Annotated in this window: 15 protein-coding genes; 4 read left to right on the top strand and 11 right to left on the bottom strand. The window is 72.2% G+C overall.

Annotated features, from left to right (window positions below):
* Positions 1-10: 10 nt before the first annotated feature.
* The 5 genes from UW392_RS20595 to UW392_RS20615 all read right to left on the bottom strand — a co-directional run bounded on the left by UW392_RS20595 (position 11) and on the right by UW392_RS20615 (position 4,579).
* Complete coding sequence (locus tag UW392_RS20595) at positions 11-772, bottom strand: MerR family transcriptional regulator (RefSeq protein WP_320776517.1); 762 nt, start codon at positions 770-772, stop codon at positions 11-13.
* Positions 773-852: 80 nt separating this feature from the next.
* Positions 853-1,494, bottom strand: coding sequence for a PadR family transcriptional regulator (locus tag UW392_RS20600; RefSeq protein ID WP_320776518.1), 642 nt, complete (start codon positions 1,492-1,494; stop codon positions 853-855).
* A gap of 25 nt (positions 1,495-1,519) precedes the next feature.
* The gene (locus UW392_RS20605) at positions 1,520-2,068 is read right to left on the bottom strand and encodes a DinB family protein (RefSeq protein ID WP_320776519.1); all 549 of its coding nucleotides are present in this window, start codon (positions 2,066-2,068) and stop codon (positions 1,520-1,522) included.
* A gap of 90 nt (positions 2,069-2,158) precedes the next feature.
* On the bottom strand, positions 2,159-3,619 hold the full coding sequence (locus UW392_RS20610; RefSeq protein ID WP_320776520.1) for an aldehyde dehydrogenase family protein: 1,461 nt from the start codon (positions 3,617-3,619) through the stop codon (positions 2,159-2,161).
* A 135-nt stretch (positions 3,620-3,754) separates the two neighbouring features.
* Positions 3,755-4,579, bottom strand: a complete 825-nt coding sequence (locus UW392_RS20615; protein ID WP_320776521.1) for a helix-turn-helix transcriptional regulator — start codon at positions 4,577-4,579, stop codon at positions 3,755-3,757.
* Positions 4,580-4,934: 355 nt separating this feature from the next.
* Between UW392_RS20615 and UW392_RS20620 the strand changes: the two genes are divergently transcribed.
* Positions 4,935-5,429: an ATP-binding protein gene (locus tag UW392_RS20620; RefSeq protein ID WP_320776522.1), complete on the top strand. Its 495-nt coding sequence runs from the start codon at positions 4,935-4,937 to the stop codon at positions 5,427-5,429.
* Positions 5,430-5,520: 91 nt separating this feature from the next.
* Here the strand turns inward: UW392_RS20620 and UW392_RS20625 are convergent, their stop codons facing one another.
* The 5 genes from UW392_RS20625 to rpmG all read right to left on the bottom strand — a co-directional run bounded on the left by UW392_RS20625 (position 5,521) and on the right by rpmG (position 7,996).
* Positions 5,521-5,793, bottom strand: a complete 273-nt coding sequence (locus tag UW392_RS20625) for a DUF397 domain-containing protein (protein ID WP_320776523.1) — start codon at positions 5,791-5,793, stop codon at positions 5,521-5,523.
* Positions 5,794-6,114: 321 nt separating this feature from the next.
* On the bottom strand, positions 6,115-6,354 hold the full coding sequence (rpsR, locus tag UW392_RS20630; RefSeq protein WP_320776524.1) for a 30S ribosomal protein S18: 240 nt from the start codon (positions 6,352-6,354) through the stop codon (positions 6,115-6,117).
* A 1-nt stretch (position 6,355) separates the two neighbouring features.
* A complete protein-coding gene (locus UW392_RS20635; protein ID WP_320776525.1) occupies positions 6,356-7,570 on the bottom strand; it encodes a GTP-binding protein in 1,215 nt (404 codons plus the stop codon).
* 3 nt (positions 7,571-7,573) lie between these two features.
* Positions 7,574-7,822, bottom strand: a complete 249-nt coding sequence (locus tag UW392_RS20640; protein WP_320776526.1) for a type B 50S ribosomal protein L31 — start codon at positions 7,820-7,822, stop codon at positions 7,574-7,576.
* 9 nt (positions 7,823-7,831) lie between these two features.
* Positions 7,832-7,996, bottom strand: coding sequence for a 50S ribosomal protein L33 (gene rpmG, locus UW392_RS20645; RefSeq protein ID WP_030573688.1), 165 nt, complete (start codon positions 7,994-7,996; stop codon positions 7,832-7,834).
* Between the two features lie 63 nt (positions 7,997-8,059).
* Between rpmG and rpmB the strand changes: the two genes are divergently transcribed.
* The 3 genes from rpmB (at position 8,060) to UW392_RS20660 (ending at position 9,308) form a co-directional block, all read left to right on the top strand.
* Complete coding sequence (rpmB, locus tag UW392_RS20650; RefSeq protein WP_320776527.1) at positions 8,060-8,296, top strand: 50S ribosomal protein L28; 237 nt, start codon at positions 8,060-8,062, stop codon at positions 8,294-8,296.
* Positions 8,297-8,321: 25 nt separating this feature from the next.
* Positions 8,322-8,627, top strand: a complete 306-nt coding sequence (gene rpsN / locus UW392_RS20655; protein ID WP_320776528.1) for a 30S ribosomal protein S14 — start codon at positions 8,322-8,324, stop codon at positions 8,625-8,627.
* A gap of 120 nt (positions 8,628-8,747) precedes the next feature.
* Entirely contained in the window at positions 8,748-9,308 is a 561-nt protein-coding gene (locus UW392_RS20660; RefSeq protein WP_320776529.1) for a hypothetical protein, read from the top strand.
* On the opposite strand, the gene UW392_RS20665 is transcribed toward UW392_RS20660, so the two are convergent.
* Positions 9,264-11,582 carry an FUSC family protein gene (locus UW392_RS20665; protein WP_320776530.1) on the bottom strand — a complete coding sequence of 773 codons (2,319 nt, stop codon included), beginning with the start codon at positions 11,580-11,582 and terminating at the stop codon, positions 9,264-9,266. The two genes, UW392_RS20660 and UW392_RS20665, sit on opposite strands and share 45 nt — an antisense overlap.
* Between the last annotated feature and the right edge of the window lie 10 nt (positions 11,583-11,592).

The raw sequence follows: 11,592 nt of genomic DNA on the forward strand, positions 1-11,592 counted from the left end.
GCGGCCGGCGTCAGTCCGCGTGCCGGGCCGCGTTCGCGACGATCGCGTCCCGCAGGTAGCGGGCCAGTCCCGGGCGGATCGCGTCGTACGTCGCCGTGAACCGCGGGTCGGCGACGTACATCTCACCCAGGCCGGTGTGCATCTCGTGGCCGCACGCGTAGTACGAGCCCGTGATCACCTGCCGGTGCTCCTCCGCCGCGTCCATGGCCTCCGTCGAGTCGGGGGCGGCCCCCTCGGCCATCAGGCCGGCCACGCGCGCGTGCACCCCGTCGAACCGCTCACCGACGCGCTTCCAGTCCTCCTTGGTGTACGCGGCCGTGCGGCGCTGCGACTCCCGGTAGGCGTCCGTGTCCCCCCAGCGCTCCCGCACCTCCTCCTGGTACTGCTCCGGATCGTGCTCTCCGAAGACCTCGAACCTCTCCTCGGGTGTGAGTTCGATGCCCATCCTGCGTGCCTCCATGGCGTGCTCCACGGCCGCGGCCATCCGCTGCAGCTTCTCGATCCGGGCGGTCAGCAGTGCGTGCTGGCGGCGCAGGTGCGCACGCTGGTCCGCGTCCGGGTCGTCGAGCAGGACCGCGACCTCGTCGAGCGGGAAGCCGAGCTCCCGGTAAAACAGAATCCGCTGCAGCCGGTCGAGGTCCGCGTCGGTGTAGCGCCGGTGGCCGGCGTACGTGCGTTCACTCGGTACCAGCAGCCCGATGTCGTCGTAGTGGTGCAGCGTGCGCACCGTCACCCCGGCGAAACCGGCGACCTGTCCCACGGACCAGCCCATGGCGTCCGCTCCCTCCTCGGTACGCACTCCAGGCTGGGTCCTCACGTGGCGTGAGGTGCAAGCGCTCACGCGGAAGGAGTTCAGCGGTCGTCCCCCGGGTGCCGCTCCCCCGTCGCGTACGGGTTCTCCTCGCCCTCCACGAGTACGCCGACGAACGGCTCGCCCTCGCCCGCGAAGGTGTACGCGCCGGCCTCGATGCGCGCGATGAGACCGCGGGTCCACTCGGCCTCGCCGTCGGACGCGTGCATCCACATGTTCATGATCTCGCCGATGTGGCCGATCGACTCCGGGCCCTCCTCGGGCGTGTAGTACTCCGTGACGGAGGTGCGCCACCGCGCCAGCCGGTCCAGCCGCTCGCGCAGCAGGCGCACCACCTCGGCGCGCTCCAGCTCGACCATGAACCCGATCGCCGCGGACAGCGTGTCGATGTGCCGGTCCCGCTCGACGAGGGCCTCGCGCAGCAGCGTGAAGTACTCCCGGTCACCCGACGCGGTGATCTCGTACTCGGTGCGGGGCGGCCCGCCGACGGTGGAGGGCGCGATCTCGTGGGCGTGCAGCAGTCCCTGTCTCGCCATCTGCTTCAGGGCGTGGTAGATCGAGCCGGGCTTGGCGTTGGACCACTCGTTGGCGCCCCAGTACTCCAGGTCGTTGCGCACCTGGTAGCCGTGGGCCCGCCCGTGCTGGCGCACCGCGCCGAGCACCAGGAGTCGGATCGCTGACATGGGGCCAGCGTAGGACCCTTGACGATCAGCCCCAGGACGTGCCCTGCTCCTTCGCCACCAGTGCGAAGGCGGTGGCACCGTCCAGCGACTCACGCACGATGTCGGCGTGCCCGGCGTGCCGGGCGGTCTCGCGGATGAGATGGAGGCCCAGCCAGCGCATCGAGACCCGCTCCCCCGGCGGGAACCACGGGGCCTCGGGCAGCGGGAAGGTGTCGTCGAGGCTGGGCACCGTGCGGAAGAACTCCTCCGTGGCGGCCGCGACCTCCTCCCCGTACGCGAGGAGCGCCTCCACCGTGTCGTCCGCCTCCAGCCGGAACGAGCCCAGCAGGTCCGACCGCTCCCGCTCGACCGCCGGACGCTCGTCCTTGGCCATGGCCACCCAGCCCTGCTCGACCTCGATCACGTGCTTGAGCAGCCCGGCCAGGGACAGCTCGCTCACGCTGGGCCGGCTCGCGGCCTGCTCCTCGGTCAGCCCGAGCAGGGTCCGGCGGATGCCACCGCGCTGCTCGGCCAGGAACGCGAGCAGCGCCCCGCGCTCGTCGCCGTGCGCCTCGGGGGAGACATGAGTGACCATGACGGGCCGCCTTTCACCGGGTCCGTGCGCCCGGCGGCTCCGCCGGACACCGGTGAAGCTACGGGCCCACTGGGTCAGATCCTGTCCGCCTCAGAAAGGGAACGCACTCCGCCCGTGCTGCACCGAGATCCACTTCTGCGTGGTGAAGGCCTCGGCCGTCGCCCCGCCGTTCAGCCGGCCGAGGCCGGAGCGCTTCTCGCCGCCGAAGGGGACGATCGGCTCGTCGTGCACCGTGCCGTCGTTGACGTGGAACATCCCGGTGTCGATCCGCCGGGCGAAGCGCACCCCGCGCTCCACGTCCGCCGTGTGGACGGCGCCGCTCAGCCCGTACGGGGTGTCGTTGACGATCCGCACGGCCTCCTCCTCGCCGTCGAAGGGGACCAGAAGGGCGACCGGGCCGAAGATCTCCTGCCGCAGCAGCGGGGAGTCGGCGGGCAGGCCCGTCAGGACGGACGGCTCGACCAGGTTCCCGGTCGTCGTGCCGCGCAGCAGCGCGGTGGCGCCCTCGGCGATCGCCTGCTCGACGACGCCCGACAACACCTCCGCCTGGGAGGCGTTGATGACCGGGCCGATGACCGTCCGCGGGTCACGCGGGTCGCCGACCGTGAGGGACCTCACCTTGGTGACGAACTTCCCGGTGAACTCCGCCTCGAGCGAGCGGTCGACGAGGACCCGGTTCGCGGCCATGCAGACCTGGCCCTGGTGGACGAAGCGGCTGAAGACGGCCGCGTCCACCGCGTAGTCGACGTCGGCGTCGTCGAGGACGACCAGCGCGCTGTTGCCGCCGAGTTCGAGGACCGACCGCTTGAAGTGCGCGGCGCAGACGGTGGCGACGTGCCGCCCGACCGCGTCGGAGCCGGTGAAGGAGATGACCTTCGGGATCGGGTGCTCGATGAACGCGTCGCCTATCTCGGCGATGTCGGTGATCACGACGTTGAGCAGGCCGCCCGGGAGCCCCGCGTCCTCGAAGATCTTCGCGACGAGCGCGCCGCCGGCGATCGGGGTGTTCTGGTGCGGCTTGAGGACCACGCCGTTGCCGAGGGCCAGGGCGGGCGCGACGGACTTCAGCGACAGCAGGAACGGGAAGTTGAACGGGCTGATGACGCCCACGACACCGACGGGCACCCGGTAGAGGCGGTTCTCCTTGCCGTCGGCCGGCGAGGGGAGGATCCGGCCCTCGGGGCGCAGCGCCAGCTGGACCGACTCGCGCAGGAACTCCTTGGCGAGGTGCAGTTCGAAGGCGGCCTTGGTGTGCGTGCCGCCGAGCTCGGCGACGATCACCTCGGTGATCTCGTCCGTCCGCTCCTCGACGAGCCGCAGGGCTCTCTCGAGGACGGCGCGGCGGGCGTACGGGCTGGTGTCCGCCCAGGCCCGCTGGGCGTCCCGTGCCGCCCGGTAGGCGGCGTCCACCTCGTCGGCCGTGGCAATGGTGATCGAGGCCAGCTTCTCGCCGTTGTACGGATCGAAGTCGATGATGTCCCACGAGCCGGTGCCCGGCCGCCACTCGCCGCCGATGTACTGCTGAGCCAGTTCGGTGAAGCAGGACGACATGTGATCCCTCAATCCCTTGCGGCCACGGTGGTCACTCGTTCACGGCACGATCACGACGCTCGGTGATCGGCCGTCATACTACGTTCGAGTAACGGGGGTTGAGGAGTCGGTTGTGGCCAGTGTGCACGCCTGTCGTCAGGACAGCTGGAGCAGACCCCGGAGCAGGTCGCGGCTCTCCTCCGGGGACGGGCTGTCCTCCTGGAGCTGCCGCATCGCCCGCTCGTACTGGGTGACGTCCTCGCGTTTGTCCAGGTAGAGCGCGCTGGTGAGCTGCTCCAGGTACACGACGTCGGACAGGTCGGACTCGGCGAAGCTGAGCACGGTGAAGGAGCCGCTCTCACCGGAGTGGCCGCCGAAGCCGAACGGCATCACCTGCAGCCGTACGTTCGGCCGCTCCGATATGTCGATGAGGTGCTGGAGCTGCCCCCGCATCACCTCCCGGCCGCCGTACGGGCGGCGCAGCGCGGCCTCGTCGAGGATGCAGTGGAACTGCGGCGCACGCTCGGCGACCAGGTACTTCTGCCGCTCCAGACGCAGCGCGACCCGTCGTTCGACGTCGGCCTCGCCGCCCTCCTTCATGCCGCGGGAGACCACCGCGTAGGCGTACGCCTCGGTCTGCAGCAGACCGTGGACGAACTGGACCTCGTACGCCCGGATGAGGTGGGCCGCCCCCTCCAGGCCGACATAGGTCGGGAACCAGCTGGGCAGGACATCGCTGTAACTGTGCCACCAGCCCGCGACGTTGGCCTCCTTGGCCAGCGAGAGCAAGGAGGTCCGCTCCTTGTCGTCCGTCACGCCGTACAGCGTCAGCAGGTCCTCGACGTCGCGGGCCTTGAAGCTCACCCGGCCCAGCTCCATGCGGCTGATCTTCGACTCCGAGGCGCGGATCGAGTAGCCGGCCTTCTCGCGCGTGATGCCCTGCCCCTCGCGCAACCGCCTGAGATGCGAGCCCAGCAGCATCCGCCTCACCACTGACCCGCTCGATTCACCGGCGCCCACGGTCCGTCAGCCTCCCCAAGGTCTTCAGGGGCCGCAGTCTGCCACTAACCACTCCGATCCGCACTCGGATGGTTACGGAAACGGAAACTCTCAGAAGGAGAGACACGGGAAAAGATCAGGCAGGGCACAACAAGTGACGAGAAGGCGGCAGAAAAAATCATCGGCAAGGGGTACGGCGTGCACCATACCGGTCACGTGCACGTGCATCTGCCCTTGCATCTGACTTACTCATCGGAAACCATGGACTCGCGCCACCGCTGCATCGCCACGACCGCGGACCCCGGGAGTGCCTCGCATGGGAACGAACGGATCGACCATGCTCGAAGTCTTACGGCAGGGACTTCCCCCGCTCGATCCCGCGACCGTGTCGCGCACGGCCTCCTGCGCCCTGCCCGCCCACTACGAAGCGGTGCGCGAGGCACGGCACTTCACCCGCGGCACGCTCGACCTCTGGGAGCTGGGCGACCGCTTCGACGACATCTGTCTCGTCGTCTCCGAACTGGTCACCAACGCGCTGCGGTACGGGCTTCCCGGAGCCGCCCCGTGCTCCGCGGGGCACCTGCCGCACGTACGGCTGCACCTGATGCGGTGGACGGAACGGCTGGTGTGCGCGGTGCGCGACCCGGGCCACGACACCCCGGTCACCCACGGCTCCGAGGACTCCTCGGCGGAGTCGGGGCGCGGCCTCTTCCTGGTCGGCGCGTTCGCCGACAGCTGGGGCTGGCACCCGCTGGCCGGGGCGCTCGACGGCAAGGTGGTCTGGGCGATGTTCCGGCTGGGCCCGGAGCAGGCGGCCGAGCCGACCCGTTGAGGCACCGCGGCGCCCTTCGACGTCGGAGTTCTACGCGTGTCACACCGGCCGGACCGGCGGGGCGCGCCCGCCTCACCCGTGGCCGCCGCCCTCAGCCGCCCGCGACCAGGTGGTCGAACTCGCCGTCCTTGACCCCGAGCAGCATGGCCTCGATCTCGGCGCGGGTGTAGACGAGGGCGGGCCCGTCGGGGAAGCGCGAGTTGCGCACGGCCACGGCACCGCCGGGCAGGCGCGCGAACTCCACACAGGATCCCTGCGAGTTGCTGTGCCGGCTTTTCTGCCAGGCCACGTCGTGGTGGGCCGTCAGATCCGTCGCCGCCATGCCGTTGTACACGTCGTCCACGCCGTACACGTCGTGGTCCACAGGTAGCTCCCCGGGTGGTGCAGTGGCTGAAGTGGCCATAGATGCAGTGGTCAACTGCTTCGGATCATAGCTGCGTTCACGTACCCGTGCATGAGCCGATGCACGGCCATATGCACGTGCACGCCGGGTGGTCCACCGACTACAGCTTTACGGTCGCATGGTTGTGCCCTGCACTGTAGAGACGTCGGGCATTCCACTTGCGTTCACTCCCTCCGGTGCGACATTCCTGGTCACGGGCGCAAGAAGGTCCCGGAGAGACGTGAGGAGCCTCTCCGGGACCCGGGTGGGGGATGTGACGGCGCGCGCGGCGTGGGCGAAGGGCTAGCGCGGCGGGGACGCGTACGGCAGGAGCGCCATCTCACGGGCGTTCTTGATCGCGCGGGCGAGGAGTCTCTGCTGCTGAGCGGATACGCGGGTGACGCGGCGGCTGCGGATCTTGCCCCGGTCGGAGATGAACTTCCGCAGCAGATCGGTGTCCTTGTAGTCGATGTACGTGACCCCTGCCACGTCCAACGGATTTGGCCGGTTTCTGGCAGGCGTCCGGTCGGTACGGCGGGGCATGTCAGACCTCCAGGAACGAGTCGAAGGGGCGCGGGAGCCGCGCCCAGGCGTCGCGGCCGGCGGTGTACTCGGCGTCGGTGAGCAGGCACGACTCCAGCAGCCCGGCGAGCCCCTCCCGGTCCAGCGCGGGTGAGGTGAAGACCAGGTGCTGGCAGCGGTCCCCGTGCTCCGGGTCCCAGTCGAGCGCCGCGGCGGCCCGGCGCACCGGCGGCACCATCTCCCAGGCCGCGTCCGGCAGCGAGGCGAGCCAGGGGCCGGCCGTCTCCACGCACAGGGCGCCGCCGGCCGCGTCCCAGTGCAGCAGCGTGTCCGGCCGGTCGGCGAGCCAGAACCGTCCCCGGCTGCGCGCCGCCGCGCAGGTCAGGTCCTCCAGCGCCGCGTACAGCCGCTCGGGGTGGAAGGGGCGTCGCCCGTGCCAGACGAGGGTCGCGACCCCGCACTCGTCGGCCGCCACGGGCAGCAGCGCGCACGCCGGGTGCTGGGCCGCGGCAGCGGCCTCGACGTCGAACCCGGCGAAGGCGGCTTCGACGAGCGGGGAGGGGACGGAGGCGGAGGCGGGAGCAGGGGCGGAAGGGGTGCCGGCCGCCGGAGCGCCCGCCGGGTCCCCGGGGTGGCCGCCCTGGAAGGGCACCCGGCGGGCCGTCGGATGGAGTTGGGCGAGCAGGGCGCGGTCCTCGTCGTCGGCCTCCGGCGATGCGGCGACGGCGAGGACGGGCGCGTACTCCAGCTGCCGGGCGAAGGTGTCGGCGACCGTGCGCTGGTCGGTGGCGGCGGCTGCGAGTCCGCGGTCGGCCAGTTCGTCGCCGTCGGCGAGGTACGGCAGCACCAGGGCCGGGTCGACCGCGGTGACGACCGCGGTGACCGTCAGCCCGCTCGCGGCCACCACCTCGGCCATCGCCCTCGGCTCCACCGAGTCCCACAGCTCCACGACGGCGAGCCGGGTGAGCCCGCCGTCCGCGAGCCGCTCCAGTTCGGGGACCAGGTCCTCGCGCAGCGCGCAGCACGCGCAGTCGTTGACCAGCGGGGTCTCACCGCTGTCGGTCACCCCGGCGCGGTCCCTGACCGTGCGCCGGACCGTGCCGTCGGCGGCGGTCGAGAGGTCGTGGTGCAGCGCGACACTGTCCGGGACCTCGGCGAGCAGCCGTTCGACGACGGCCCGGCGGGCTTCGGCGTGCAGCCCGCCGACGATCGCGACGGAGAGCTCGTTGTCGCTCACCGGTCAGCTCCGCTTCCCGTACCGCTGCTCGAACCGCTCGACGCGGCCCGCCGTGTCCAGCACGCGCGCGGTACCCGTGTAGAAGGGGTGGCTGACGTTCGAGATCTCGACGTCGACCACGGGGTAGGTGTTGCCGTCCTCCCACTCGATCGTCTTCTCGCTCGTCATGGTCGACCGGGTGAGGAAGGTGTGGTTCGCGGCGCGGTCGCGGAAGACGACGGGGCCGTAGGCCGGGTGGATTCCCTTGCGCATGGCGGTTCCTCAGCGCTCCTCTCGGAAGTCGACGTGGCGGCCCGCGACCGGGTCGTACTTGCGCAGGGTCATCCGGTCCGGGTCGTTCCGCCGGTTCTTCCGGGTGACGTAGGTGTAGCCGGTGCCGGCGGTGGACCGGAGCTTGATGACCGGACGGAGTTCGTTGCGTGCCATGGCTGCTATCTTACTGAAAATGAATTCCATTTACATCAGCCAGTCGAGAGAGGTGCGTCACCCATGTCCGCCCACTGCATGCTGACCGGGGCCCGGCCGGGCTTCGGCAACCGCATTTCGCACTCGCACCGGCGCACCTCGCGCCGTTTCGACCCCAACATCCAGTCCAAGCGCTACTGGCTGCCGAGCGAGGGCCGGCACGTGCGGCTGCGGCTCAGCACCAAGGGGATCAAGACGGTCGACGCGATCGGCGTCGAGGCGGCCGTGGCGCGCATCCGCGCGCGCGGGGTGAAGGTCTGAGGCGAACGGGAGCGGGAGTACGGCCATGGCGAAGAAGAGCAAGATCGCGAAGAACGAGAAGCGGCGGGAGGTCGTCGAGCGGTACGCGGCCCGGCGCGCCGAACTGAAGGAGATCATCCGCAGTCCGTCCGCCACGGCGGCCGAGCGCGAGGCCGCGCAGCGCGAACTGCGCCGCCAGCCCCGCGACGCGAGCGCCACGCGGGTACGCAACCGGGACCAGGTGGACGGCCGCCCGCGCGGTTACTTCCGAACCTTCGGACTGTCCCGGGTCAGCCTGCGGGGGCAGGCGCACGCCGGGTTCCTGCCGGGGGTGCGCAAGTCGTCCTGGTGAGGTCGGGACGAGGAAGGGTGAGGGCGTGGTGGGGGCGGGGGCGGGGGCGCCTTGGTAGCTTGCGGCTGTCGCCGCGGCGACCGCACTGCCCCCACCCACCCTCACCCTCGGGAGATCCCGGTGACCACGGCGACCACGGCGTCCCCCTCGCCCCGGCGGGCACGTATCGGGGCGGCGGCGACCGGACTGGCGGCCGCGCTCACGCTGACGGCCTGCGGCGGGAGCGGCGACGGGGACGCGGGCCCCACCGGAGAGACCGGAGAGAACTCCTCGTCGGCCCCGACGCCCGGCGTGACGGAGACGGGCGGCACGGACGACGGCTCCGGGACCGCCGGCCCGCGGGGTGCGCTGGAGGGCAGTTGGGTGGCCACGACGGGCGGCAGGGCGGTGGCACTGATCGTCACCGGTGAGCGGGCCGCGGTCTTCGAGAGCGGCGGAGCCGTGTGCAGCGGCACCGCCGAGGAGCAGGCCGGTACGGGGACGATCCGCCTGAAGTGCACGGACGGCAGCGACGCCCGCGCCCAGGGCACGGTCGGCTCCGTGGACGCGGGAAGCCTCACGGTGACGTGGGAGGGCGGCATCGGCGCGGAGACGTTCCAGAAGGCGGAGGGGGGCACCCTGCCGTCGGGACTGCCGTCAGGGCTGCTGTCGGGGCTGCCGGCGGCGGGGCTCGGGTCCTGAGGAGGCCGTCCGGTCCGGGGGGTGCCGACGGGTCGCGGATTCCTGCGGGTGGCGCGGCTCGTCGTCGGTGTTCTTGGGGGTGCCGTCGGTGCTGCTGGTCCCGCCGCTTCCGCCGCTTCCGCCGGTTTCGCCGGTTCCGTTCACCGTCATGGGCGGTACTTGGGTGTCCAGGGCTTCGGAGAGTTCGTCCAACGCCTTCAGCAGGAGGCCCGCCCCGCGTCGTACGAAGGCGTCGGGGCCCGGTGCGGCCTGTTCGGGGGCGGGCTGCTCGGGTGTGACCTGCTCCGGTGCGTCCTGGGTGCGCACGGCCTCCTTATCCCATGCCGCCAGTGCCTTGCGCACCTCGTCCCAGTGGGGGACCCGGCGCTCGCGTACGGCCCTCGCGCCCCGTTCCGTCGTGGTGTTCAGGGTTCCGGCGAACCGGGCGGCGGCCGGGGTGGGCAGGGCGTCCCGGTCGGGCAGGTGGGCCTCCAGCAGCATGGCGACGCGGCCCAGGTGGGCGACCGCGTCCTCGGCCTCCTCGGCGGCGGTCCGGGACAGGCCCCGGTGGCGTACGGGCTCGTCCCCGGCGCGGGCGACCGCGGTGTGCCAGGCGGCGCGGGCGCCCCGGCTCGCGAGCAGGGCCGCGCGCACCTCGTCGGCGGGGCGCGCGGGGTCGGCGTACCGGTCGAACACGGCCGCGGCGTAGGCCCCCGTCGCGGCCAGCCAGTCGGCGAGCCGCGTGCGCAGCCGCGGGGTCTCCCAGGCCGGGTAGACCGCGTACGCGAGCATCGCCAGCAGGCCGCCGACGAGGGTGAGCAGCAGCCGTTCGGGCACCGTCTGCGTCCACGCCTCGCCGCCCATGCCGAGCAGGAAGACCACGTACGCGGCGACGCAGGCCTGGGCCGCCACCTGACCGGTGCGCATCAGGAGGTACAGCAGGCCCGCGCTCAGCACCGCGAGGGCGCCCGACAGGTACGTGCCCGAGTCCGCCACCTGGAGGATGCCCGTGGCCAGGGCGATGCCGATGAGCGTGCCGCCGAAACGGGCCACCGCGCGGCTGTACGTCTGCGAGAAGTCCGGGCGCATGATCATGACCGCGGTCAGCGGGGCCCAGTAACCGTGCCCGAGCGGCAGGGCCTTGCCGGCGAGGTAGCCGGCGACCGCCACGGCGGTGATGCGGGCGGCGTGCCGGGTGATCGGGGAGTCCCGGCCCAGCTCGGCGCGCATGGCGCGCAGGGTGACGGGGACCAGTCCGAGGAGCGAGGGGCGCTGCAGGGACCGCGCGTGCGGGCGGGGGCCGTCGGAGTGCGAGCCGCCCGCCGTCTCCACCACGTCCTGCAGCAGGGTGCCGAGCCGGGTCGCCGCCCGGGCCGGCGGGCCCTGCAGGATCGCCCCCGTGTCCGGCGTCCGGAGCGCGGCGAGGGCGGCCGGCGGGACGTCGACCTCCCGGCCGTGGCGGATGGCGGAGGCCGAGGCGTCCAGGACGGTGGCCGCGGCGGCGAGGAGTTCACGGACCCGGTCGCGTGCCGGGCCCACCGTCGCGACGCCCATCGCCGGGTCGGCGAGGGAGGCGAGGACGGGCCGGATGCGCTCGGCGGTGAGGCGGGAGCCGCCGAGTTCGGCCGGCCGGGTGCGGGCCTGGCGGGCCGTCAGCCGGGCCGCGTCCCGCGCCGCCATCAGGGGTTCGGGGTCGAAGCCGGCCACCGGGTCGTGGCGGAGGCGGCGGGCGTAGTCGGCCTCGGCCGCCAGGGCGTCGGCGAGCGCGTCGCGCTGGGCGCCCCAGCGGCGTACGGGGAAGAGCACGATCAGCGCCGCCTGCACCAGGCCACCCGCGATCATCATCAGACCGTGCCCCGCGGCCTGGGCCACCGAGGTCGGCAGGGTGACGGTGATGAGCATGATGGCCACGTTCGTGGAGGCGATCAGGCCGGTGGTGGGGCCGGCGGCCCAGGCCAGGCCCGCCAGGAACGTCCACACCATCAGCAGGGCGAGGAACAGCGGCAGATGGGAGATCGTGACGTAGCCGAGGAAGGTCGACACGGCGAGGGTCGTGCCCGAGACGAGGGCGAGTTCGGGGCGCGGGCGCCAGCTGCGCTGGAAGGTGGCCATCGCCGCCTGGAACGCCCCGAACGCGGAACTCGCCGCGACCAGCGGCCCGAACGCCAGCAGACCGAACGCGATCATGATCGACAGCCCTGCGGCGGCCCGCACCGCGACCAGCGGTTCGAGACGCTTGCGCTCCACCGTCAGCCCCGAGCGGCCGGTCTCCTTCAGCGCCCGGAACCAGCTCATCCACCCCAGC

It is taken from the genome of Streptomyces sp. CRN 30, from assembly GCF_034105845.1.

Coding starts and splice junctions, on each gene's coding strand:
- UW392_RS20595 (WP_320776517.1), bottom strand. CDS start 772: ATGGGCTGGTCCGTGGGACAGGTCGCCGGTTTCGCCGGGGTGACGGTG.
- UW392_RS20600 (WP_320776518.1), bottom strand. CDS start 1,494: ATGTCAGCGATCCGACTCCTGGTGCTCGGCGCGGTGCGCCAGCACGGG.
- UW392_RS20605 (WP_320776519.1), bottom strand. CDS start 2,068: ATGGTCACTCATGTCTCCCCCGAGGCGCACGGCGACGAGCGCGGGGCG.
- UW392_RS20610 (WP_320776520.1), bottom strand. CDS start 3,619: ATGTCGTCCTGCTTCACCGAACTGGCTCAGCAGTACATCGGCGGCGAG.
- UW392_RS20615 (WP_320776521.1), bottom strand. CDS start 4,579: ATGCTGCTGGGCTCGCATCTCAGGCGGTTGCGCGAGGGGCAGGGCATC.
- UW392_RS20620 (WP_320776522.1), top strand. CDS start 4,935: ATGCTCGAAGTCTTACGGCAGGGACTTCCCCCGCTCGATCCCGCGACC.
- rpsR (WP_320776524.1), bottom strand. CDS start 6,354: ATGCCCCGCCGTACCGACCGGACGCCTGCCAGAAACCGGCCAAATCCG.
- UW392_RS20640 (WP_320776526.1), bottom strand. CDS start 7,822: ATGCGCAAGGGAATCCACCCGGCCTACGGCCCCGTCGTCTTCCGCGAC.
- rpmG (WP_030573688.1), bottom strand. CDS start 7,996: ATGGCACGCAACGAACTCCGTCCGGTCATCAAGCTCCGGTCCACCGCC.
- rpmB (WP_320776527.1), top strand. CDS start 8,060: ATGTCCGCCCACTGCATGCTGACCGGGGCCCGGCCGGGCTTCGGCAAC.
- rpsN (WP_320776528.1), top strand. CDS start 8,322: ATGGCGAAGAAGAGCAAGATCGCGAAGAACGAGAAGCGGCGGGAGGTC.
- UW392_RS20665 (WP_320776530.1), bottom strand. CDS start 11,582: ATGAGCTGGTTCCGGGCGCTGAAGGAGACCGGCCGCTCGGGGCTGACG.